The sequence below is a fragment of the Sphingopyxis jiangsuensis genome (genome assembly GCF_016734905.1).
GTDB classification, from domain to species: Bacteria; Pseudomonadota; Alphaproteobacteria; order Sphingomonadales; family Sphingomonadaceae; genus Sphingopyxis; species Sphingopyxis jiangsuensis.
Genome location: NZ_JAERPO010000002.1, coordinates 173,257 through 195,160 on the forward strand (window position 1 = coordinate 173,257; position 21,904 = coordinate 195,160).

Sequence of the window (21,904 nt, forward strand, 5' to 3'; positions counted from 1 at the left end):
CCGTCGCTTGGCGGTCATGCAATAGGGAACGCGACGAACGCCGTTCAGGTTCCGGCGCGCGGCTCGCTGCTCTCAGGCGCGGCCCATCGCCAGGAATTTTTCTTCGCGAGCGGCGAGGAGTGCATCGCGCGGCAGCCCCGACAGCTTGTCGAGCTCGCGCGCAATCGCGTCGCCGAGCGACTTGATCGCAATTTCCGGCGCCCTGTGTGCGCCGCCCACCGGCTCGGGAACGATCGCATCGATGATCTTGAGCGCCAGCAAATCCTGCGCCGACATCTTCATCGCCGCTGCCGCATCGGCTGCCTTGTCCGACGTGCGCCACAGGATCGACGCGCAGCCTTCGGGCGAGATCACCGAATAGACCGCATGTTCGAACATCAGCACCCGGTTCGCCGCCGCGAGCGCGATCGCGCCGCCCGATCCGCCTTCGCCGACGATCGCCGCAACCATCGGCACACCAAGCGCGAGGCATTGTTCGGTCGAACGCGCGATCGCTTCGGCCTGCCCGCGTTCCTCGGCCTGAATTCCCGGGAAAGCGCCCGACGTGTCGACCAGCGTCACCACCGGCAACCCGAAACGGTCGGCAAGCTGCATCAGACGGATCGCCTTCCGATAGCCCTCCGGCTTTGCCATCCCGAAATTATGCTTCATGCGCGAGGGAATATCGTCGCCCTTTTCGTGACCGATCACCATCACGCGGCGTCCGCGGAAGCGCGCAAGCCCGCCGAGGATCGCCTGATCGTCGCCGAAATTGCGGTCGCCCGCGAGCGGCATCCAGTCGTCGAAGAGTCCCGCGACATAATGTTTGAAATGCGGGCGATCGGGATGGCGCGCAACCTGCGTCTTTTGCCATGGCGTCAGCTTGGCATAGATTTCGCGCAACAATTTCGAGGACTTATCCTCCAGTCTTGCGATATCATTGTCGATGTTGAGCGTCGGATCGCCGCCCATTTCGCGCAGTTCCGCAATCTGCCGGTCGAGCGCCGCCACCTGTTTTTCGAAATCAAGAAAGCCTGTCATGGCGCAGAGCGCTAGGCCGAAGGCGGCTTCAGGTCAACGCCGTCCATCCCCGCCAGCGGGTGACGCCGGTTGACCAGTTCGACAAGGCGGCGGCTGTCGACATGCGTGTAAATTTCGGTCGTCGCAATGTCGGCATGACCGAGCAGCGTCTGCAACGTGCGCAGGTCTGCCCCGCCCTCGAGCAGGTGGGTGGCAAAGGCGTGGCGCAGCACGTGCGGGCTGACCGACGCCGGTTCGATCCCGGCGCGTGCCGCGAGATCGCGCAGCAACTGGAACAGGCGCACGCGCGACAGATGCGCCTTGCCTGACGGAAACAGCCACGGCGAAGCGTCGCCCACCAGCGGCAGCCAGCGGTCGAGTGCCGTCCGCGCCCGCGCCGACAGTGGAACCAACCGCTCCTTGTCGCCTTTTCCGCGTACGATCAGAAATTCGCGCGCCCCGCCGACCGCGCGGCGTGGCAGGCTGACGAGTTCGCTCGCGCGCAGCCCCGAACCATAGAGCAATTCAAGGAGGAGGAGCAGGCGAACAGCCGCGGGAAGCGGGGCATCTCCTGCCGCTTCCTCGCTCGCCACGGCGAACAGCCGCTCGACGTCGGCGTGCGACAGGATGCGCGGCAGCGGACGCCGCGTCGCGGGCCGCGCGATGTCGAGCGCAGGGTTGTCGCTGCGGTCGCCTTCGTCGAGCAGGAAAGCATAGAATTGGCGCAGCGCGGACAATTTGCGCGCCGCGCTGCTCGCCGCAAGCGAAGAATAAGCCGCCATCAAATCGCGCAGCGCCGCCTGGTCGGCGTTGCCCAGCGTCCCGCGCACCAACTCGGCGGCTTGTTCAAGGTCGCGGCGATAGGCGACGAGCGTGTTGCGCGATGCCCCGCGCTCGGCCGCCATCATCTCGAGAAAACGGTCGATCAGCGACCCGTCAGCCATTGTTCCTCAGCGCCGCGCGCCGCTCAAACACGGACGAGCGCTTCGGCCGCAATCATGCGGGCTTCGGCTTCCAGCCCAACCTCGCGCAGCGCACGTACGATGTAATAGAGATGATAAGGCGGCACCTTGGCCCATTCGCCCTGCATCCCCGCCGCAGCGATCAGCGCGACCATAGCGGGTTCGCGGCGCTCGGCCGCTGCCATGATCGCACGCGTCCAGCGCGTCTGCTTGCCAAGGTCGGCGTTCAGGCTGCGCGCCGCCGACGCGGCCTCTCCCGCATCGATCCGCCCGAGCCCCGACAGGCCAGCAAGCAGGAACTTCGAGCGCAGCGAATCGGCGCTGTCGTCATCGCCCGCGAAATTTCCGATTGCACCCGCATCGGTGCCGCCAAGCGGACGCGGCGCGCCAACGGCCAGGACGCCCCACGCGCGCGATCCTGCCGCGAGTTTCGGCGCCCAGGCTGCGGCGTTGCGATCATAGCCGCCCGCGAGCATCGAGCCCAAAAGTTGCCACGGATCGTCGTCAACGTCGGCCGATGTCGGCACACCCGCCGCTGCCCGCGCTGTCGCGACGAGCGCGGCATAGCTTTGCGCGGCCCCGGTTGCACCGCTCCACAGGCTTTCCATCGCGGCATAGCGGTCGGCACCCGTTTCGCCCGCATGGGCGGTGCGCAGCAACGCGACTTGGTCGGCGAGTTCGGCCGACGGCTCGGCCACCTCCGATGCGGCGCTGAGCAACGACACATAGGCATCGCTCGACAGCACGCCCCGCGCAGCGGCGGTCGGCGCGGCGGCGACGCGGTCGGCCATCTCGCTCATCGGCGCGAGGACGGTCCAGCTGCGCATATAATCGGGAGCTGCGGCGCGAAGCTCGGCGGGCACCTCGACCGCGGTCGCGGTCGCCATGCCGAATCGCCAACTCGTCAGGCGGTCGACGTTCGTCCATTCGATGGTCGTCGAGCGACGCCCGGCTCCCGTTGCGCCGAGGACGCGTTCGGCGATGAGGACGTCGAAATTCTTGATCCGCCCGCTCGACCGGACGCGTGAAATCGCCCAGCCGGCAGGTCCCGCCTCCCCCGACAACCCTGCGCAAATACCGGAGGCGAGCCGCCAAGTATGTTCGTCGCCATGCGCCAGGCCGGCGGGGACATAGGGACACATGCCCGCCGGATCGGCGGTCGCGAGATAGCTTTGCTGCGCGACCTGCACGAGCCGCGGCGACGCGCGGTCATAATCGACCGACTGGACGACCATCCGTGCGGCGATCGATTCCCCCATGCGCAGCAACAGCGCGGCGCGATCGGCGGCAAGATCGGCGCCGTTGATCGTCGACGGCGTGTCGAGCGCCGACGCGAGCGCGCGGCGCAATAATATCTGACCCCAACGCGACGCCAGATTCCCGTTGGTGTGGCGCATGATCGCTGCGGCATATTGTCCGCGCACGCCGAGGGCATCGGGCACTAGTCCGCCCGTGTCGGGCGTCAGCGGACCAACGCGCGTCAGCTTGCGGCGCGTGCCCGGCGGAAGGTCGTATTTGAGCGTCCCGGGTTCGACCTCTTCCTCGTCTTCGCCGTCGTCGCTGTCGCCGGCCTGAACGGTGGGAGTGACGGCGGGCGGCGCGACGCTTCCGGAGGCGGGCGGCGTGCCCTGCGAAGGCGTCGGCGTCGCGGTCGGTGCCGGTGCGGGACGCGGCGCGGGGGTTTCGGGCGGGCTGCCAAAACCCTCGGGAAGCAGCGATTCCTGCGCAATCGCCGGAAGCACGAGCGCCGCGGCAATCGCCGAGCCGGAGAGGCCCAATGTCAGCGTCAGCAATTTCTTCGTCATTGCGCCGCGCTTTCGGCCAAAACGTCGGTCACGTCCACCTCTATCGTCCGGGATTCGATCGGCCGCCCCATGAAAAGCAGAAAGAGCCAAAGGGCCAGCAGCGTCAGAATCAACACGATGCCCCGTGTGATCCACCGGCTCTTTCCCGATCTGCCCCCGTCGCGCAATATCCCGTGCCTGCAGTTCGTCCGATTTTCAAACCGGCGAAAACCATTGTCCCGCGCGGCTCGGGCGGTATAGCCGCGCCCACCATGTCGCGAAACCCGAAAAGCCCCACGCCGCTGAGCGCAAAGGCGATCCCCGCATCGATCCGTGCGCGGCCGATCGTGCTTGTCGGACTGATGGGATCGGGCAAGTCGACGATCGGTCGGCGGCTCGCGCAGCGGCTTGGCATGCCGTTCGCCGATGCCGATGACGAGATCGAGCGCGCGGCGGGCATGACCATCGCCGATATTTTCGCCCGGTTCGGCGAGGCGCATTTCCGTGACGGCGAGCGGCGGGTGATCGCGCGCCTGTTGTCGGGCAAGCCGCTCGTGCTCGCGACCGGCGGCGGCGCTTTCATGAACGACGAAACCCGCAGCCTGATCCAGCGCGACGCGCTGTCGATCTGGCTCGACGCCGACATTCCGACGCTCGTCGAACGCGTGGCGCGGCGCAGCCACCGTCCGCTCCTCAAAGGGCGCGATGCGGGCGAAGTGCTGCGCGAGCTCGCCGCGGTGCGCAACCCCGTCTATGCCGAGGCGCATCTGCGCGTCAGTTCGGCGTCGAGCCCGCACGAATATACGGTCCGCGATATCATGGAGGCACTTGGATCATGGAAAGCCTGACCGTCGAACTCGGCTCGCGCAGCTACCCCATCCTGATCGGCGACGGCCTGATCCGGTCGATCGGCGAGCACGTCGCGCCGTTGCTGAAGCGCCCGCGAACGATGATCGTCACCGACAGCCACGTCGCCGACCACTATCTCGCCGCGCTCGGGCTCGGGCTGGCGGCCGAGAGCATTTCCTTTTCCTCGCTCAGGGTCGATCCGGGCGAAGCGAGCAAGAGCTGGGCGGGACTCTCCCGCGTCACCGAGTGGCTGATTGCCGAAGGGGTGGAGCGCGGCGACCATGTCATCGCGCTCGGCGGCGGCGTGATCGGCGATCTGGTCGGCTTCGCCTGCTCGATCGTCAAGCGCGGGTGCAATTTCATCCAGGTTCCGACGACCCTGCTCGCACAAGTCGACAGCAGCGTCGGCGGCAAGACCGCGATAAACGTTGCCGCGGGCAAGAATCTGGTGGGAGCCTTCCATCAGCCCTCGCTGGTTGTCATCGATCCCGAAACGCTTGCCACCTTGCCGCGTCGTGAACTCGCCGCGGGCTATGCAGAGGTCGTCAAATATGGCCTCATCGACGAGGCCGACTTTTTCGGCTGGTGCGAGTCAAATGGTGCGGCGCTGCTCGCGGGCGACAGCGAAGCCCGAACGCGCGCGATCGCGCACAGCGTCGCGGCCAAGGCGCGTATCGTTGCGGCGGACGAACGCGAAACGCTCGATGTGCGCGCGCTCCTCAACCTCGGCCACAGCTTCGGCCACGCCCTCGAGGCGGAGACGGGCTATTCGGACCAGCTGCTCCACGGCGAAGCGGTTGCTGCCGGCATGGCGCTCGCGCATCGCTTTTCGGCGGCGCAGGGCTTGTGCCCTGCCGCCGATGCCGACCGTGTTGCCGCGCACCTCGCTGATGTCGGCCTGCCGCACGGCCTCGCGAGCGCGGGGATCAAGGCCGATGGCAAGACGCTCGCCGCGCATATGGCGCACGACAAGAAGGTGCGCGGGGGCAAACTGCCGCTCATCCTGACGCGCGGCATCGGCCGCTCGTTCGTTACCGAGGATTATGGCCTCGATATCGTCGCCGATTTTCTCGACGCGGAACGCTCAGCCAGCTGACGGTGCGGGGTCGGCGGCCTGCTCCGCCTCTTCGCCATGATGCGCAGTCTTTGCGGCCTGTCGCCGCTGGCGCAGCTTTTCGAGCACACTCGCCGACTCGCGCCCGCCGCCTGGCTTGAAGCGGTGGTCCATTCCCGCCGACAAATTACCCTCGTCCATCTGCGCCGCGAGCCGCGTTGCGTCGAGCTGGCGCAGCGCGGTTTCGACATCGGCGATTTCGCGTGGATCGATGTCGAGCTGTTCGAGCGCCATCAGGCCCAGCGCCACCGAGCTTTCGAATACCTCGCGCACGGCGCCGCTCGTCCCCGCGCCGTCGATCGCAATCAGCTGACGGCGGTCGAACACGCGCGCGAGAACCTTTGCGTGTGGAAAAGCCTCGACCACTGGCTTCAGAGTCGCGGCGTCGAAAGCGGCGTCGTCGATGCAATAGATGATGAGCTTCGCCTCGTCGGCGCCCGCACGCCGCAGCAGGTCGAGCCGCAAGCCGTCGCCATAATAGACTTTGGTATCGAACCGTCCCGACCGCTCGATCTGGCTTGGCTTCTTGTCGATCAGCGTCACCGAACAATCGACCGCGTGGAGCATCTGCGCGACCGTCTGGCCGAAACGGCCGTAGCCGATGACCAGCGCCGAGCCGCGCGGCGCCTCTTCCGGTCCGTCCATCGCCGGCCTGTCGCGGTCGGGTGCAAATTCAAGGTTGCGGGCGAACAGCATCAGGAAGGGGGTCGAAATCATCGACAGGGTGACGACGGCGCTGAACAGGCTCGCGGCCTCGGGCGCGATGAGCAAGGCCTGTTGCGCCTGCGTGAAGAGCAGGAATCCGAACTCGCCGCCCTGGCTGAGCAACAGCCCGAGCCCGAGCGCGGTCTTCCACGACTTGCCGTAAATGCGAACGAGCAATGTCAGCACGGTGAGTTTGACGACGACGAGAGCCGCTGCGAGCCCGACGACGCGCAACGGATCGGCGAGCACGACATTGATGTCGAGCACCATCCCGACCGCGAGGAAAAAGAGGCCGAGGAGGATCAGGCGGAAAGGTTCGACATCGGCCTCTATCTCGTGCCGATAGGGCGAGTCGGCGAGCATGACGCCTGCAACAAAGGCCCCGAGCGCGGTCGACAGGTGCAGGCTGTGCATCAACGCCGCACTCGCGAGCACCGCGAGCAGCCCGACCACCACGAACAGCTCGCGCTCGCCATAGCGTCCGATGAGCTTGAGCAGGGGGTTCAGAATGAAACGCCCGGCGAGGACGAGTCCGATAATCGCACCAACCGTATAGAGAGCAAGCGTCCCGCCCGGAGGCGCCGACGGATCGGCAGGCGCGCGCGACAGCGCCGCGACGATGGTGATCAACGGAACGATGGCGAGATCCTGAAACAACAGGATCGAAAAGGCCTTTTCGCCGAAGGGCGAGTTGATGCGCCCCGAACTTTTGAGCCCTGGCAGAACCTGCGCGGTCGACGACAGCGCAAGCGGAAGCCCGAGCGCGATCGCGGCGGCAAGGCTGAACCCCTGCGTCAGGAAAATCAGCCCGGTCAGGATCAGGCCGGTGATCGCGACTTGCGCCATGCCAAGGCCGAAAATCGCGCGGCGCAGCTGCCACAAGCGGCGCGGATGCAATTCGAGTCCGACAAGGAAAAGCAGGAAAGCGATCCCGATTTCGGCAATCGCAAGTTTCGATTCGGCACCGCCGACGAGACCGAACCCATGCGGCCCCACCAGCGCTCCGGCTATCAGATAGCCGAGCACGGCACCAAGGCCGAGCCGACGAAATATGAGCACGAACAAGGTCGCGACGCCCAGCAGGATCGCCCCTTCGAACAGCATCGTGTCGGTCGCCGATCCGGCGGCGGCGGTCGCGGTTGCGAGAACCAGCGGCGTCACGCCGCTGCCCCGACGCCTTCGAGCGCGACGAGCGCTGCATCGAAGGGCAGCAGGATGGCACCGTGGCGGGCAGGATAATCGCGCGCAGGCGCCAGCAGATCGAATCCCGGCCAGTCGGGGCAGTCGCCCTCACCCGCAAACCAGGCGGCGATGCCGTCGCGCGCGGTGCGCAGATCGACGATTGCGCGGCCCGGCGCGTGGCGCGCGAGCAAAGCCGCCGACGCCTGCCCCAGCGCGCACGCTTCGACATGCAGCCCGACGCGCGCGACGCGTCCATCGGCGTCGCTGTCGATGTCGACGATGATTGCACTGCCGCACAGTGGTGCGCGGGCGCTCGCATGGTGGCGCGCCGCCGGTATCGGGGGATATTCGGCGGTCGCGACCGCCAGCGACAAAATGTCGCGGTTATAGAGCGCGCTCATGCGTCGTCCCCGACGGGAGCGGCCTGCTCCTCGGCCGCCTCGCGCGCTTCTGCGCGGCGCTCGGCGATGACGCGGCTGAGCGCCGCGCTTGTAGCGTTGAGCGCCGGAAAGCTGCGGCTTTCGGTCAGCCACGCCGGGCGCTGCGCATTGCCATAGCCGATGTCATAGAGGAACGAGACGAGCATGAAGCCGACCGTCGCGATCATCAGCCCCTTGACCGCACCGAAACCCGCACCCAGCCCACGGTCGAACCCGCCGACAAGCGACGCGCGACTGCGCTGGCCCATCGCGCGCGAACCCCATTTGGCTATCGCGAACACCCCGCCGAACAAAAGCACGAAGGCGAGCACCGCCGCGCCGCCATCGGTTCCCACCCAATCGACAAGCCAGCCGGTGACGAGCGGATGCAGGAATCGCACCGCGGCAATCGCAAGCACCCAGGCGAGAAGGCTTGTCACCTCCTGCACCAGTCCGCGCGAAAAACCGAGGATGGCGCTACCGCCGACGAGCGTGAGCACGATGATATCGAGAGCGGTCAGACTACCCATGTTCGGGGGGCTAGTCGCGCCCGAGCATCAGGTCAACGAGTTCGCCGAGCCGACCGAAGCCGGTGACGCCGATCCCGTTCACACCCTTCATTCCCTTTGGCCCCCATCCTCTTGAAAAGCCGAGCTTTGCTGCCTCACGCAGGCGCAGAGCATCGTGCGCGACGGGGCGCACTTCGCCCGACAGCGACAATTCGCCAAAGACGATCGCGTCCGACGGCACCGGCCGCTCGCTGAACGCCGAGATCAGTGCCGCAGCGACCGCGAGGTCCGCCGCCGGATCGGTGAGCCGATAGCCACCCGCAATATTCAGATAGACTTCGGCGCCGCCCATCTGCAGCCCGCAGCGCGCCTCGAGCACCGCGAGAACCATCGCGAGCCGCCCGCTGTCCCAGCCGACGACCGCGCGCCGCGGCGTTGCGCCGCTCGCTAGGCGAACGGTGAGTGCCTGCACCTCGACGAGCACGGGGCGTGTGCCTTCCAGCGCAGGAAAGACCACCGACCCCGGAACGTCACCGCTGCGGTCGGTCAAAAACAGGCTGGACGGGTTGGCGACCTCGCCCAGCCCCTCATCGCCCATCGCGAACACACCGATCTCGTCGGTCCCGCCAAAGCGGTTCTTGACCGCGCGCAGGATGCGATATTGGTGGCTGCGCTCGCCCTCGAAGGCGAGCACCGTGTCGACCATATGTTCGAGCACGCGCGGACCGGCGATCGTCCCGTCCTTTGTCACATGGCCAACGAGAACGAGCGCGGCGCCGCTGTCCTTGGCGTGGCGAATCAACTCCTGCGCGCTTGCGCGGACCTGGCTGACCGTCCCTGGCGCGCTGTCGATAAGGTCGCTGTGCATCGTCTGGATCGAATCGATGACGACGAAATCGACGGTCTGCCGGTCGAGCGTCGCGAGAATGTCGCGCACCGACGTCGCGCTCGCGAGCGCGACCGGCGCATCGCCAAGCCCCAGCCGCTGCGCGCGCAGTCGCACCTGCGCCGCCGCCTCCTCGCCGCTGATATAGACCACCGACTTGCCCGCCTTCGCGAGCCGTCCCGCGGCCTGCAGCAGCAACGTCGATTTGCCGATTCCCGGATCGCCGCCGATCAAGGTCGCCGATCCCGCAACAAAGCCGCCGCCCAGCGCGCGGTCGAATTCGGCGATCCCGCACAGCATCCGTTCGGGCATCGGGCTCGCGGCATCGAGCGTTTCGAGCGCGATCGTCCGCCCGCCCTTGCTCAGGTCATGCTTCGCCGAAAAGGCCGTTTCCGCGGCCTCCTCGACCAGCGTGTTCCACTCACCGCAATCGGCGCACTGCCCCTGCCAGCGATAGGTCGCCGACCCGCAATTTTGGCAGACATATTGGCGTTTCGCTTTGGCCATGCCCCCGCTTAACGGGAACAAAGACGGAACGCTAGCCTCTTTACCGCAATGGGCGGCCGATTGTGGCTGTCAGCCGCCGTTGGTCGAAATGTTCGACGAAATGGACCTGACCGAGCCATCGCCCATCGCTGCCGTCCCGCCATCGACGGGGGCGTCGGTAACACCACATTTTATTGTCGATGCTGCATCGCGCACCTTTTGGATCGCGCCACCCTGAACCGCGTCCAGATCGGTTTCGTCGATGGCGGTGGGCGCCGATTTAATATCCTTCTTTCCCATGACGTTCATCCTCTTCGTATCTGGAGCGCCAATGTGGTCGGCTCCGTGACGCAGGCCGTCTGTCACGATTCGCAACGCACCGCTGTGCGTAACGACACAGTTGAAGTCCTATTCTACCACCCAAAGACGCCGCTTTCACGTTATAGCAGCAAAACCGATTCGTCGCCGCCCTCGCGTGGCCCAGCAGGAACCCTGACACTCCTATGAAATTCTTTGCCGACACCGCCGAAATCGACGCCATTCAGGAACTCGCCGCGACCGGCCTGCTCGACGGCGTCACCACCAACCCGTCGCTGATCGCCAAATCGGGGCGCGATTTCAAGGAAGTGACCAAGGAAATCTGCGCGCTTGTCGACGGTCCCGTCTCGGCAGAAGTCGTCGCGCTCGACCATGAAACGATGATGAAGGAGGCCGAAGTCCTCCGCAAAATCGCCGACAATGTCTGCATCAAGGTGCCGCTGACGATCGACGGGCTCAAGACCTGCAAGAAGCTGACGAGTGACGGCACGATGGTCAATGTCACGCTCTGTTTTTCGGCGAACCAGGCGCTGCTCGCGGCCAAGGCCGGCGCGACTTTCGTCTCGCCCTTCGTCGGTCGTCACGACGACAATGGCTTCGACGGCATGCAGCTGATCGCCGACATCCGCCTGATTTACGACAATTATGATTATGGCACCGAAATCCTCGTCGCGAGCGTCCGCCACGGCATCCATGTGCTCGAAGCCGCCAAGATCGGCGCCGACGTGATGACCGCGCCGCCCGCGGTGATCAAGGGGCTGTTCAAGCATGTCCTGACCGAAAAGGGCATCGAGGGCTTCCTTGCGGATTGGGCAAAGACCGGCCAATCGATCTGAGGCTTTCGCTCCATCATCCAGTCGTCACCCCGGCGAAGCCCGGAATCTCGCCAGTGCATCAATTTGCGACGTCGAGATTCCGGCTTTCGCCGGAATGACGAAAACTGGAGGGGTAACGCCGACCTTTCCAGTTGACGTAAACGTCAACCACCCGCGATACTCGCCCGAAAGGGAGAGATTCGCGATGTCCGACACCACCATCCTTACCGAGCGCCGCGGCCACATATTGATCGTCACGATCAACCGGCCAGAGGCGCGCAACGCGGTCAATGCCGCCGTGCATATTGGCATCGGTTCCGCGCTCGAAGAGGCCGAGACCGACCCCGAAATCCGCGCAGTCGTCATCACCGGCGCGGGCGACAAGGCCTTTTGCGCGGGCGCCGATCTGGTTGCGCTGTCGCGCCGCGAAAGGCTCTACCCCGATGATCCCGCGCAGCAGGCGTGGGGCTTTGCCGGCATGGTCGCGCATCCGATCTCAAAGCCGGTCATCGCGGCGGTCAACGGTTTCGCCTTTGGCGGCGGGTGCGAGATTGCGCTGATGAGCGACATCATCGTCGCCGCCGATCATGCCCAGTTCGGCTTGCCCGAGGTGAAGGTCGGGCTGTTTGCCGCGGCGGGCGGCGCCTTTCGCCTTGCCCAGCAACTCCCACGCAAACTGGCGATGGAACATATGCTCACCGGCGATCCGATCAGCGCGCAGCGCGCCGCGCACTATGGCCTCGTCAACCATGTCGTCCCGCTCGCCGAACTCATGCCCGCCGCGCTCGCAATTGCCGAAAAAATTGCCGCCAACGCGCCCTTGTCGGTTCAGGCGACCAAGCGCGTCGCGCTCGGCATCCAGGACGGCCGCATCGCCGCGGACGCGCCCTATTGGGAGCATAACACGCTCGAACGGAGCGCGCTGATGCGCAGCGAAGACGCGCGCGAAGGCCCGCGCGCCTTTGCGGAGAAGCGCAAGCCCGAATGGAAAGCGCGCTGACACAATGACGGTTGATGCCGTTTCGGTTCGCGTAGAGCGAAGTCGAGATGCGCATCGACTTGGCGCCTGTCCTCAGGGTGTTTCGACTTCGCTCGACACTAACGGAGAAATTGGATGACCGACGCCGAACGCATCCCGGTGATTATCGGTGTCGGGCAGGTCAACGACCGCCCCGACGACCCCGACGAAGGGCTCGACTCGCTCGGCCTGATGGTCGCGGCGCTGAACGTGGCGGCTGACGACGCAGGCGTGCCGCTGTCCGCCATCGACAGCCTTGCGATCGTCGACCAGATCAGCTTCCATCATCTCGGCAAGCTGTGCGAACCGCTAGCCGCTGCGATCGGCGCGGCGCCCGCGATCAACTATCAGTCCGCCGCGCCGCACGGCGACACGCCGGTTCGCCTGCTCAACGAGGCCGCGAACCGCATCGGCGCAGGCGAGGTCAAACTCGCCGCGATCGTTGGCGGCGAAGCGCTGCGCACCGCAGCGGGCCGCGCCGCCAAGGCCGCGACCGGCGAGGACAAAAGCTATAACGCAATCCGCAAGGTCGCGACGCGGCGCGAACCCGACTATGCGCAGAAACACGGGCTCGCCGCGCCGGTCGATGTCTATCCGCTCTATGAAAATGCGACGCGCGCCGCCTGGGGACAAAGCCTTGCCGAAGCGCAGTTCGAGAGCGCCGAGATCTGGTCGCGCTTTTCCGAAGTCGCTGCCGCAAACGACAGCGCGTGGATCAGGACGACCGCCACCCCTGCCGACATCCTCCGCGTCGACGAACGCAACCGCCGGATCGCCTTTCCCTACTCAAAGCTGATGGTCGCCAATTCGTCGGTGAACCAGGGCGCCGGCTTCCTCGTCGCGAGCCTCGCCGAAGCGCGGCGGCGCGGCATTGCCGAGGACAGGCTCATTTACGTGGGCATGGGCGCGGCAGCGAAAGAGCCGCCGAGCATCCTCCGCCGCGACCGCTATGACCATAGCGTCAGCATGGAGGTGTCGATTGACCGCACGCTCGACCTCAACGGCATGGCGGCCGACGATTTCGATTGCGTCGAGCTTTACAGCTGCTTTCCCTGCGTCCCCAAAATGGCACGGCGCATCCTCGGCTGGCCGTGGGATCGCCCCGCGAGCGTGTTCGGCGGCCTCACCTTCGGCGGCGGGCCGATCGCCAATTATATGAGCCACGCGATCGTCTCGATGGTCGAAAGGCTTCGCAAGGAGGGCCGCTATGGCTTCCTCTTCGCCAACGGGGGGTTCGCTACGGACAATCATTGCATAGTGCTGGGCAAAACACCGATCGCCGCTGCAAGCTTTCCGCAGGATTTCGACTATCAGGCCGAAGCCGAAGCGAAGCGTGGCCCGGTGCCCGACCTCGTCGAGGATTATGCGGGGGTGGCGACGATCGAGAGCTACACCGTCTTCTACCGCCGCGACGGCAGCCCGCGCGCCGGCGCGATCGTCGCGCGCACGCCCGAGGGAAAGCGGACATTGGCGCATGTCGATGTGAGCGATGCAGCGATGCTGGGGTTTCTGACCGATGGAATGGCGGAACCGGTCGGGAGCGAAGGGCGGGTCGTGGCGATCGGGGATGGTTATGGTTGGCGGAAGGCTTAACGGCCGTCGTCATTGCGAGCGAAGCGAAGCAATCTCCAGCTAACAACCCGGCGCAGGGCCGAGCACTGGAGATTGCCGCGTCGCCTTCGGCTCCTCGCAATGACGAGGGTTGAGATCAGATCTCGAAACTCACCCCTTGCGCCAGCGGCAGTGTGTCCGAATAATTCACGGTGTTCGTCGCACGGCGCATATATTGGCGCCACGAATCCGACCCGCTCTCGCGCCCGCCGCCGGTTTCCTTTTCGCCGCCGAACGCCCCGCCGATTTCGGCGCCGCTCGTCCCAAGATTGACGTTGGCGATGCCGCAGTCGCTCGCCGCGAGGAAACGCTCGGCCTCGCGCATGTCGGTGGTGAAGATCGCCGACGACAGCCCCGGCGCGACGGCATTGTGCTGGATCAACGCCGCGTCCAGATCGTCGTAGCGCATGACATAGAGGATCGGCGCGAACGTCTCTTCGAACACCGGCCCTATTTGTCCCGGCATTTCGACGAGCGCTGGGCGGACATAATAGGCGTCGCCCTCGCCCATCCGTTCGCCGCCGTGGACGCTGCCGCCCGCGTCGCGCGCCGCCGATAGCGCCGCCTGCATCGCGTCATAGGCCGCACGGTCGATCAGCGGGCCGACGAGCACGTCGCGCTCGAGCGGATTGCCAACCGCGACGCTCGCATAGGCGGCCTTCAGCCGCGCGACGAAGCCGTCATAGATGCTATCATGGACGAACAGCCGCCGCGTCGTCGTACAGCGCTGCCCCGCCGTTCCCATCGCCCCGAATGCCACGCCGCGCAGGGCGAGGTCCTGGTCGGCCGAGGGCGCGACGATCACGCCATTGTTTCCGCCGAGTTCAAGGATCGCGCGCGCGAACCGCGCCGCCAGGCGTGGCGCGACCGCGCGACCCATGCGCGTCGATCCGGTCGCCGAGACGAGCGCGACGCGCGCATCGTCGACCAGCGCCTCGCCCGCCTCGCGGCCGCCGATCAGCAACTGCGACAAGCCTTCGGGTGCATCGCCGAAACGCGCAACTGCGCGCTCGAAAATTGCCTGCGTTGCCAAGGCGGTAAGCGGCGTCTTTTCGGAAGGTTTCCAAACCACGCTGTTACCGCAGACGAGCGCAAGCGCCGCGTTCCACGCCCATACCGCGACCGGGAAGTTGAACGCCGAAATCACGCCGACGACGCCCAGCGGATGCCACACCTCCATCATCCGGTGCTCCGGCCGCTCGGTGGCAATCGTCAGGCCATAGAGCTGGCGCGAAAGGCCGACAGCGAAGTCGCAGATGTCGATCATCTCCTGCACCTCGCCCGCGGCCTCGGACGGGATTTTGCCCGCCTCGATCGTCACGAGCCGCGCGAGATCGTCTTTTGCAGCACGCAACTCCTCGCCGAACAGCCGCACGAGTTCGCCGCGTCGCGGCGCAGGGACATGGCGCCATGCGGCAAAGGCGCGAGTCGCGGCGTCGAACGCTGCGTCGATGTCGACGAGAGCGGCAACACGAACCTTTGCGATCTGCTCGCCTGTCAGGGGGGAGAGCGCTAGCATAGGACCGTCGGTCCACAGGACGCGATCGACGCCCAAAGCGTCGAGCAATTGTCCGGTTTCTTCTCCGATCCCGACCATGGCTTATCCTTTCATCTTGACAGCGCGCTGCCTCTAACCCCCTCCCCCTGCACGTGTCGAGTGTCGTCAGGCTGCGCCTCAGCACGCACGCATAAGGGCATCTCGACTTCGCGCGCTGCGAACGGCTAAGGGGATGGTCGAAAATACAGGAGAGCTGCCGTGACCGACCTTCCCCCCTCCGAGCCGTTGGTTCCCGTTCCCGCCGACGCTGCAGCCCGCACGCATTGCACCGCTGTCGAGTACGAGAAACTCTACGCGCAAAGCGTCACCGATCCTGACACCTTCTGGGCCGAACAGTCGAAGCGTGTCGACTGGATCAAAACGCCGACAAAGATTGCGGGCTGGACCTTCGACCCCGTCGAAATCAAATGGTATGAGGATGGCGTCCTCAACCTCTGCCACAACGCCGTCGACCGCCATGTCGCCGCGGGTCACGGCGACCGCATCGCGATCATCTTCGAACCCGACGCGCCCAACGGCGAGACGCGGCATATCAGCTACGCCGCGCTGCTCGCCGACGTCATCCGCTTCGCCAACACGCTCAAGAAAATGGGTGTCCAAAAGGGCGACCGCGTCACCATCTATATGCCGATGATCCCCGAAGGCGCGGTCGCGATGCTCGCCTGCGCGCGCATCGGTGCGGTGCACAGCGTCGTGTTTGGCGGCTTCTCGCCCGAGGCGATCCACGGCCGCATCGAGGATTGCGGCAGCGACTGGGTGATCTGCGCCGACGAAGGGCTGCGCGGCGGCAAGACCGTGCCGCTCAAGGCCAATGTCGACAAGGCGCTCGAGCGCGTCGATGTCAAAGCCGTGCTCGTGATCGCGCACACGGGCGGCGACATCATGATGAAGGAGGGTCGCGACCACTGGTATGATGCGCTGTCGGCCGATGTCGGCGACGAATGCCCGTGCGAGCCGATGAACGCCGAGGACCCGCTGTTCATCCTCTACACATCGGGATCGACCGGCAAACCGAAGGGCGTGCTCCATACCGTCGGCGGCTACAGCGTCTGGACCGCCAGCACCTTCTATTATGGCTTCGACTATCGTCCGGGGGAGATTTTCTGGTGCACCGCCGACATCGGCTGGGTCACCGGACACAGCTACGTCGTCTATGGCCCGCTTCAGAATGGCGCGACGACCTTGATGTTCGAGGGGGTTCCCAACTACCCCGACCATGACCGCTTCTGGCAGGTGGTTGACAAGCATCGCGTCAACATCCTCTACACCGCGCCGACCGCGATCCGCGCGCTGATGCGCGAGGGCGACGATTATGTGACGCGCTACGACCTCTCCTCGATTCGCCTGCTCGGCAGCGTCGGCGAACCGATCAATCCCGAGGCGTGGCGCTGGTATCACCAGATTGTCGGCAAGGGCCGCGTCCCCGTCATCGACACCTGGTGGCAGACCGAGACCGGCGGGATCATGATTACGACGCTTCCGGGCGCGCATCCGATGCAACCGGGCAGCGCGGGCAAGCCCTTTTTCGGCATCCGTCCCGAGCTCGTCGATGCCGAGGGCAAGACATTGGTGTGCGAGCAGACGGGCGGCGCGGCCGAGGGCAATCTGTGCATTACGCACAGCTGGCCGGGGCAGGCGCGCACTGTCTATGGCGACCATGATCGCTTCATCCAGACCTATTTCTCGACCTATCGCGGCAAATATTTCACCGGCGACGGCTGCCGCCGCGACACCGACGGCTATTGGCGCATCACCGGGCGCGTCGACGACGTCATTAACGTGTCGGGACATCGCATGGGAACCGCCGAGGTCGAAAGCGCGCTCGTGCTCCACGACAAGGTCGCCGAAGCCGCGGTCGTCGGCTTCCCGCACGACATCAAGGGGCAAGGCATCTATGCCTATGTGACGCTCAACGCCGGGATCGAGCCAAGCGACGCGCTGCTTGCCGAGCTGAGGCAGCAGGTGCGGACCGAAATCGGGCCGATCGCGACGCCCGACCATATCCACTTCACCCCCGCGCTTCCCAAGACGCGTTCGGGCAAGATCATGCGCCGCATCCTGCGCAAGATTGCGGAAAATGACTTCGGGTCGCTCGGCGACACCTCAACGCTCGCCGACCCCACCCTTGTCGACGGGCTGATCGCGGGGCGGAAGAACCGCTGAAATGTCCGATTCTGCGCTTCTGTGCTATAGAGCACAGCGGCAGTGGTTCGATTCCGCCATCATGCAGGCAACAGGCGACGGTATGGAAGGGAATGTGGAATGAGCAAGAAGACCGAAAAGAAGCCCGCCGAGTTGAGCGACACCGATCTCGAAGCGGCGGTGGGCGGCGGTTTCACTGGCGGCGTCTATGTCGCGACCGGCGACGTCAATGGCGACGGCGCCTCGGCGCACGAGCTCGCACATGTCGTTCAAGGCGGGTCGACCAAGAACTCCACCGGCGGCAGCCGCAACGGCTGACCGCGCGCCGCATCAAAAACGAAAGTCGGGAAGCTCGGCCAGCGCGATCCCCAGCGCTTCTGCCCAAGCCTCGGACACGCGGCGGAAATAGGGGTCGTCGCGCTCAAAGCGGCGCTCAACCACGCCGACAAAATTGTCGCGCTCGTGGATCTTGAGGTCGATCGGCAAGTCGACCCCCGCATTGGCGCGGATCGTCGAATCGAACGAGACGCAGAGCAGCTTTACCGCATCCTCGAACGACATGGCGGGGTCATAGGTGCGGACGATGATCGGACGGCCATATTTGGTTTCCCCGATCTGGAAAAAGGGATTGTCCTCGCCCGCCTCGATGAAATTGCCTTCGGGATAGACGAGGAACAGCCGCGGCTCGGCGCCCTTGATCTGCCCGCCGACGATCAGCGAAGCGCGGAACAGCGACTCGGCTTCGGGCCCCTCGTCGGTATGCCGCTTGACGATCTGGCGAAGCGTTTCGCCGACGATCGTCGCGACCTGGAACATCGACGGCGCTTCGAGGATCGAAGGATGGCGCTCCTCGGGCGCCTTGGTGCGCTCGTCGAGCAACGCGACCACGGCCTGCGTCGTCGCGAGGTTGCCCGCCGACATCAACGTGATGACGCGCTCTCCGGGCACGTGCCAGCTGCGCATCTTGCGGACCTGCGAAATATCGTCGACGCCGGCGTTGGTGCGGGTGTCCGACATGAACACCAACCCCTTGTTCAGCCGCATCCCCACGCAATAGGTCATCTTGTCCTGTTTCCCCGCCCCGCCTGTCCGGTCGTCCGGTCCGCTTATTGCTGGACCTGCAATTGGACAACCAGATTTTCCTCGGCGACGCCATAGCGCATGCCGCGCACCGGCGCCGCGTCATGATAGTCGAACCCGGTCGCGACGCGGATGTACCGCTGGTCGGGCGAGTGGCCATTGCTGATGTCGAAACCCACCCAGCCGATATGGTCGAAATGCGCTTCGGCCCAGGCGTGCGTCGCGTCCTGATGCGTCCGGTCGTCCATCATCAGATAGCCCGAAACATAGCGTGCCGGATGGCCGAGGTGGCGCATCGCCGCGATGAAGATATGGGCATGGTCCTGACAGACGCCGCCCTCGCCCGCGAGCGCCTGTTCGGCGGTCGTCTCGGCTGTCGTGATCCCGATACGATAGGGCAGCGCCTCGATCACCATCTCCGACAGTGCGTGCGCGCGTTCGATGCCCGATGCGAAATCGCGGCCGAGCTGTGCTGTCAGCGCCCGCACGCCGCGCCCCGCGCGCGTCCGCGGCGTCGAGCGTAAAAAGCTCCACAGCGGCATCGGTCCGCGATGTGGACCGATCACCCCGTCGATCGTCAACAACTCGACATCGCCGGTGCAGCGGATCACGAGCTCTTGCGAGCCGCCGTCGACCGCGATCAGGTCGACGCCATTGCCATGATGGTCGGTGTAATGAAGCTGGTGCTCGCCACCCTCGATCGCGATCTGCCAATCGTGAACGACCTGCTGGTCGGGGCGATCCTTGGCAGTCAGCTTGACCTGCTGCAGCGCATAGGAGACCGGCACATCATATTGATAATGGGTGACATGTTCGACCTTCAGGCGCATTTCACTGCCTCGCTCATTCGACGAACCGGAAATCGCGCTCGATCTGGCGGGCGAGCGCGGCGTTGGCTGAGAGGAACTCGGTGATATATTCATGGAGTCCCGCGTCGAAGATTGCCTGGATCGGCCGCGAAAGCCGGTCGCGACACATCGACGACGCCATCCGCGCCGCCTCCGGCTCCTCGTCATAGCTGCGGTGCAGCCAGCCGAGATTGCTGTTCATCTTGTCGCAGCAAAAGGCGAGGCTGCGCGGTAACTGGCGATAGAGGATCAGAAATTCGGCGATCTTGAGCGCGCTGATCTCTGCGCCGTACAGCCAGCGATAGGCGCGGTGCGCCGACACCGACCGCAGGATCGTCTCCCACTGCACATTGTCGATCGACGTTCCGATATGCGCGACCGAGGGAAGCAGCAGATAATATTTGACGTCAAGGATGCGCGCGGTGTTGTCGGCGCGTTCGAGGAACGTCCCGAGCCGCGCAAAATTGTAGCCGTCGTTGCGCAGCATCGTGCCTGCAAATGCACCGCGCACTTGCGCGCTCTGTTGCCGGATCGTGGTGAGTGTGTCGGGCAGATCATCCTCGCGCACCTGCCGCTTGAGGTCGGCGCACAGCGTCATCCAGCTCGTATTGACCGCCTCCCAAACCTCGCGGGTTAAATAGGTGCGCGCGGTGCGTGCATTGTCGCGTGCGTGCTTGACCACCGAGAGGATGCTCGACGGGTTCGCAGGGTCGCGCAGCATGAAATCGACGACCCGCGACGAGCTGTAATCCTCACCATGCGCGTCGCGGAAAAGCTGATCCTGCCCCGCCGTGACGAGCACTGACCGCCATTCGGCCTGCGCGGTGCTCGACCGCGTCAGCGCGATGCGGAAACCCGCATCGATCAACCGCGCATTATTCTCGCTCCGCTCAAGATAGCGCGCCATCCAGAAGAGCGATCCGGCGGTCTTGCCCAGCATCTTATAACCCCTCCCCTTCAGAAGAGCGGGCTGAGAAACGAAGAGGCAAGATGGAATCCAGCATCAATCCTCCAGCACCCACGTATCCTTGGTCCCGCCGCCCTGGCTCGAATTGACGACCAGCGACCCCTTGGTCATCGCGACACGCGTCAGGCCGCCGGGGGTGATGCGGATACCTTGCGGCGACATCAGCACGAACGGGCGCAAATCGACGTGCCGCGGCGCGAGCCCCGCTTTGGTAAAGATAGGAACGGTCGACAGCGACAGCGTCGGCTGCGCGATATAATTGCCGGGGTTCGCCTCCAGCTTCTTGCGGAATGCTGCAATGTCCTTCTTGCTCGCCGCCGGGCCGACGAGCATCCCATATCCGCCCGACCCGTGAACCTCCTTCACCACCAGCTCGGGCAGCTTGTCGAGCACCTCGCGCAGATGCTCGGGGTCCGAACAACGCCACGTCGGCACATTGGGAAGCAGCGCCTTTTCGCCCGTATAAAATTCGATGATGTCGGGCATGTAACTGTACAGCGCCTTGTCGTCGGCGATGCCCGTCCCCGGAGCATTGGCGATGGTGATGCCCCCGGCACGGTAGACGTCCCATATACCCGGCACGCCGAGCATGGAGTCGGGCCGGAAATTGAGCGGATCGAGGAAGTCGTCGTCAACGCGGCGATAGAGGACGTCGATCGGCGTATAGCCCCGCGTCGTGCGCATCGCGACGCGCCCGGCAACGACGCGCAGATCATGCCCCTCGACCAGTTCCGCCCCCATCTGGTCGGCCAGAAAGCTATGTTCGAAATAAGCGCTGTTGTGGATGCCGGGGGTCAGCACCGCGACCGTCGGCGTGCCACCGCATGCGGGGGGCGCGCAGGCCGCCAGCGACTTCAACAGGTTGAGCGGATAATCGCTGACCTCGCAAATGTCGATTTTCGCGAACAGTTCGGGAAACATCTGGAGCATCGTTTCGCGGTTTTCGAGCATGTAGGAGACGCCCGACGGGGTGCGCGCATTATCCTCCAGCACATAAAATTCGTTGGCACCGGTGCGGACGATGTCGATGCCGCTGATATGGGTGTAAACACCACCCGGCGGGTCCATTCCCATCATCATCGGCAGGAAAGCCTCATTGCGTGCGATCAGTTCGACGGGGACGCGCCCCGCCCGCAAAATCTCCTGCCGGTGATAAATGTCATGAAGAAAGGCGTTGAGCGCACGCACGCGCTGCTCGATTCCGCGCGACAGGCGCCGCCACTCGCTCGCGGCGATGATGCGCGGCACGACGTCAAAGGGGATCAGCCGCTCATCGGCGTCGTCGGCACCATAGACGTTGAAGGTGATGCCGGTGGTACGGAAAAAGGCCTCGGCCTGCTGCGCCTTGCGCTGGATGCGAGCGACATCCTCGGCCTCGAACCAGTCGCAAAAGTCGCGATAAGGCGGCCTCGTGTCGCCCCCATGGCCCGTCATTTCGTCGAAGAAGGAAATGCGCTGGCCCTTTCTACGCAGCATGCCATCGACAGGCCGCGCGGCGCGCGGCACGCGGCACCCATTGTTCCAGCTGCAGGGCGCTTTCCGGCTACGTGGCCGTCGAGCTTATGAAAGGGATGCTAATCAGGCGTCCGCGCTTTGGCAAGCGGTCTCATGGCGCCGATTGATATGGCAGGATCAGGGGTTTGCTCGCATTA

The 21,904-nt window shown here is 65.2% G+C and carries 20 protein-coding genes; 7 read left to right on the top strand and 13 right to left on the bottom strand.

Annotation, left to right across the window (positions count from 1 at the left end; genetic code table 11):
- Positions 1 to 72: 72 nt before the first annotated feature.
- The 3 genes from JI743_RS07505 to JI743_RS07515 are packed head-to-tail and all read right to left on the bottom strand — an operon-like array spanning position 73 to position 3,766.
- Positions 73 to 1,020: an acetyl-CoA carboxylase carboxyltransferase subunit alpha gene (locus JI743_RS07505; protein ID WP_201927577.1), complete on the bottom strand. Its 948-nt coding sequence runs from the start codon at positions 1,018 to 1,020 to the stop codon at positions 73 to 75.
- An 11-nt stretch (positions 1,021 to 1,031) separates the two neighbouring features.
- The gene (locus JI743_RS07510) at positions 1,032 to 1,943 is read right to left on the bottom strand and encodes a tyrosine recombinase (RefSeq protein WP_201927579.1); all 912 of its coding nucleotides are present in this window, start codon (positions 1,941 to 1,943) and stop codon (positions 1,032 to 1,034) included.
- Between the two features lie 23 nt (positions 1,944 to 1,966).
- Positions 1,967 to 3,766, bottom strand: a complete 1,800-nt coding sequence (locus JI743_RS07515; protein ID WP_201927581.1) for a hypothetical protein — start codon at positions 3,764 to 3,766, stop codon at positions 1,967 to 1,969.
- Positions 3,767 to 4,017: 251 nt separating this feature from the next.
- On the opposite strand from JI743_RS07515, the gene JI743_RS07520 reads away from it, so the two are divergent.
- Both JI743_RS07520 and aroB read left to right on the top strand, forming a co-directional pair.
- Positions 4,018 to 4,593 carry a shikimate kinase gene (locus JI743_RS07520; RefSeq protein ID WP_201927582.1) on the top strand — a complete coding sequence of 192 codons (576 nt, stop codon included), beginning with the start codon at positions 4,018 to 4,020 and terminating at the stop codon, positions 4,591 to 4,593.
- Positions 4,581 to 5,690, top strand: a complete 1,110-nt coding sequence (gene aroB / locus JI743_RS07525; RefSeq protein ID WP_201927583.1) for a 3-dehydroquinate synthase — start codon at positions 4,581 to 4,583, stop codon at positions 5,688 to 5,690. The genes JI743_RS07520 and aroB overlap by 13 nt, the downstream gene beginning before the upstream one ends.
- On the opposite strand, the gene JI743_RS07530 is transcribed toward aroB, so the two are convergent.
- The 5 genes from JI743_RS07530 to JI743_RS07550 form a co-directional block, all read right to left on the bottom strand.
- Positions 5,679 to 7,517: a cation:proton antiporter domain-containing protein gene (locus JI743_RS07530; protein ID WP_201928708.1), complete on the bottom strand. Its 1,839-nt coding sequence runs from the start codon at positions 7,515 to 7,517 to the stop codon at positions 5,679 to 5,681. The genes aroB and JI743_RS07530 overlap by 12 nt on opposite strands.
- 53 nt (positions 7,518 to 7,570) lie before the next feature.
- Positions 7,571 to 7,996, bottom strand: a complete 426-nt coding sequence (locus JI743_RS07535) for an iron-sulfur cluster assembly scaffold protein (protein WP_201927584.1) — start codon at positions 7,994 to 7,996, stop codon at positions 7,571 to 7,573.
- Entirely contained in the window at positions 7,993 to 8,544 is a 552-nt protein-coding gene (locus JI743_RS07540; protein ID WP_201927585.1) for a CvpA family protein, read from the bottom strand. Before JI743_RS07540 ends, JI743_RS07535 begins: the two co-directional genes overlap by 4 nt.
- A 10-nt stretch (positions 8,545 to 8,554) precedes the next feature.
- Positions 8,555 to 9,916 carry a DNA repair protein RadA gene (gene radA, locus JI743_RS07545; protein WP_201927586.1) on the bottom strand — a complete coding sequence of 454 codons (1,362 nt, stop codon included), beginning with the start codon at positions 9,914 to 9,916 and terminating at the stop codon, positions 8,555 to 8,557.
- Positions 9,917 to 9,985: 69 nt separating this feature from the next.
- Positions 9,986 to 10,195 carry a hypothetical protein gene (locus JI743_RS07550; protein WP_201927587.1) on the bottom strand — a complete coding sequence of 70 codons (210 nt, stop codon included), beginning with the start codon at positions 10,193 to 10,195 and terminating at the stop codon, positions 9,986 to 9,988.
- 203 nt (positions 10,196 to 10,398) lie between these two features.
- Between JI743_RS07550 and fsa the strand changes: the two genes are divergently transcribed.
- From fsa to JI743_RS07565, 3 genes are all read left to right on the top strand, one after another.
- On the top strand, positions 10,399 to 11,049 hold the full coding sequence (gene fsa / locus JI743_RS07555; RefSeq protein WP_201927589.1) for a fructose-6-phosphate aldolase: 651 nt from the start codon (positions 10,399 to 10,401) through the stop codon (positions 11,047 to 11,049).
- A gap of 184 nt (positions 11,050 to 11,233) precedes the next feature.
- Positions 11,234 to 12,028, top strand: coding sequence for an enoyl-CoA hydratase-related protein (locus JI743_RS07560; RefSeq protein WP_201927592.1), 795 nt, complete (start codon positions 11,234 to 11,236; stop codon positions 12,026 to 12,028).
- A 114-nt stretch (positions 12,029 to 12,142) separates the two neighbouring features.
- Positions 12,143 to 13,639: an acetyl-CoA acetyltransferase gene (locus JI743_RS07565; RefSeq protein ID WP_201927594.1), complete on the top strand. Its 1,497-nt coding sequence runs from the start codon at positions 12,143 to 12,145 to the stop codon at positions 13,637 to 13,639.
- Between the two features lie 115 nt (positions 13,640 to 13,754).
- Here JI743_RS07565 and amaB read toward each other — a convergent pair whose 3' ends face one another.
- The gene (gene amaB / locus JI743_RS07570) at positions 13,755 to 15,254 is read right to left on the bottom strand and encodes an L-piperidine-6-carboxylate dehydrogenase (protein WP_201927596.1); all 1,500 of its coding nucleotides are present in this window, start codon (positions 15,252 to 15,254) and stop codon (positions 13,755 to 13,757) included.
- A 159-nt stretch (positions 15,255 to 15,413) separates the two neighbouring features.
- On the opposite strand from amaB, the gene acs reads away from it, so the two are divergent.
- The gene (gene acs / locus JI743_RS07575; protein WP_201927598.1) at positions 15,414 to 17,378 is read left to right on the top strand and encodes an acetate--CoA ligase; all 1,965 of its coding nucleotides are present in this window, start codon (positions 15,414 to 15,416) and stop codon (positions 17,376 to 17,378) included.
- Positions 17,379 to 17,477: 99 nt separating this feature from the next.
- On the top strand, positions 17,478 to 17,675 hold the full coding sequence (locus JI743_RS07580) for a hypothetical protein (RefSeq protein WP_201927601.1): 198 nt from the start codon (positions 17,478 to 17,480) through the stop codon (positions 17,673 to 17,675).
- A 12-nt stretch (positions 17,676 to 17,687) separates the two neighbouring features.
- Here JI743_RS07580 and JI743_RS07585 read toward each other — a convergent pair whose 3' ends face one another.
- The 4 genes from JI743_RS07585 to JI743_RS07600 all read right to left on the bottom strand — a co-directional run bounded on the left by JI743_RS07585 (position 17,688) and on the right by JI743_RS07600 (position 21,728).
- On the bottom strand, positions 17,688 to 18,419 hold the full coding sequence (locus JI743_RS07585; protein ID WP_201927603.1) for a proteasome-type protease: 732 nt from the start codon (positions 18,417 to 18,419) through the stop codon (positions 17,688 to 17,690).
- 44 nt (positions 18,420 to 18,463) lie between these two features.
- On the bottom strand, positions 18,464 to 19,267 hold the full coding sequence (locus tag JI743_RS07590) for a transglutaminase family protein (RefSeq protein ID WP_201927605.1): 804 nt from the start codon (positions 19,265 to 19,267) through the stop codon (positions 18,464 to 18,466).
- Between the two features lie 13 nt (positions 19,268 to 19,280).
- Positions 19,281 to 20,225, bottom strand: a complete 945-nt coding sequence (locus JI743_RS07595; RefSeq protein ID WP_201927607.1) for an alpha-E domain-containing protein — start codon at positions 20,223 to 20,225, stop codon at positions 19,281 to 19,283.
- Between the two features lie 63 nt (positions 20,226 to 20,288).
- Complete coding sequence (locus JI743_RS07600) at positions 20,289 to 21,728, bottom strand: circularly permuted type 2 ATP-grasp protein (RefSeq protein ID WP_438870681.1); 1,440 nt, start codon at positions 21,726 to 21,728, stop codon at positions 20,289 to 20,291.
- Positions 21,729 to 21,904: the final 176 nt, after the last annotated feature.

Bases quoted from the DNA above. Each gene is read 5' to 3' on its own strand.
- JI743_RS07550 (WP_201927587.1), bottom strand. From the start codon at position 10,195: ATGGGAAAGAAGGATATTAAATCGGCGCCCACCGCCATCGACGAAACC.
- JI743_RS07560 (WP_201927592.1), top strand. From the start codon at position 11,234: ATGTCCGACACCACCATCCTTACCGAGCGCCGCGGCCACATATTGATC.
- aroB (WP_201927583.1), top strand. From the start codon at position 4,581: ATGGAAAGCCTGACCGTCGAACTCGGCTCGCGCAGCTACCCCATCCTG.
- JI743_RS07535 (WP_201927584.1), bottom strand. From the start codon at position 7,996: ATGAGCGCGCTCTATAACCGCGACATTTTGTCGCTGGCGGTCGCGACC.
- JI743_RS07595 (WP_201927607.1), bottom strand. From the start codon at position 20,225: ATGCTGGGCAAGACCGCCGGATCGCTCTTCTGGATGGCGCGCTATCTT.
- JI743_RS07510 (WP_201927579.1), bottom strand. From the start codon at position 1,943: ATGGCTGACGGGTCGCTGATCGACCGTTTTCTCGAGATGATGGCGGCC.
- JI743_RS07505 (WP_201927577.1), bottom strand. From the start codon at position 1,020: ATGACAGGCTTTCTTGATTTCGAAAAACAGGTGGCGGCGCTCGACCGG.
- JI743_RS07585 (WP_201927603.1), bottom strand. From the start codon at position 18,419: ATGACCTATTGCGTGGGGATGCGGCTGAACAAGGGGTTGGTGTTCATG.
- fsa (WP_201927589.1), top strand. From the start codon at position 10,399: ATGAAATTCTTTGCCGACACCGCCGAAATCGACGCCATTCAGGAACTC.
- JI743_RS07540 (WP_201927585.1), bottom strand. From the start codon at position 8,544: ATGGGTAGTCTGACCGCTCTCGATATCATCGTGCTCACGCTCGTCGGC.
- JI743_RS07600 (WP_438870681.1), bottom strand. From the start codon at position 21,728: ATGCTGCGTAGAAAGGGCCAGCGCATTTCCTTCTTCGACGAAATGACG.
- JI743_RS07565 (WP_201927594.1), top strand. From the start codon at position 12,143: ATGACCGACGCCGAACGCATCCCGGTGATTATCGGTGTCGGGCAGGTC.
- JI743_RS07580 (WP_201927601.1), top strand. From the start codon at position 17,478: ATGAGCAAGAAGACCGAAAAGAAGCCCGCCGAGTTGAGCGACACCGAT.
- JI743_RS07520 (WP_201927582.1), top strand. From the start codon at position 4,018: ATGTCGCGAAACCCGAAAAGCCCCACGCCGCTGAGCGCAAAGGCGATC.
- JI743_RS07530 (WP_201928708.1), bottom strand. From the start codon at position 7,517: ATGCTGTTCGAAGGGGCGATCCTGCTGGGCGTCGCGACCTTGTTCGTG.
- JI743_RS07515 (WP_201927581.1), bottom strand. From the start codon at position 3,766: ATGACGAAGAAATTGCTGACGCTGACATTGGGCCTCTCCGGCTCGGCG.
- radA (WP_201927586.1), bottom strand. From the start codon at position 9,916: ATGGCCAAAGCGAAACGCCAATATGTCTGCCAAAATTGCGGGTCGGCG.
- amaB (WP_201927596.1), bottom strand. From the start codon at position 15,254: ATGGTCGGGATCGGAGAAGAAACCGGACAATTGCTCGACGCTTTGGGC.
- JI743_RS07590 (WP_201927605.1), bottom strand. From the start codon at position 19,267: ATGCGCCTGAAGGTCGAACATGTCACCCATTATCAATATGATGTGCCG.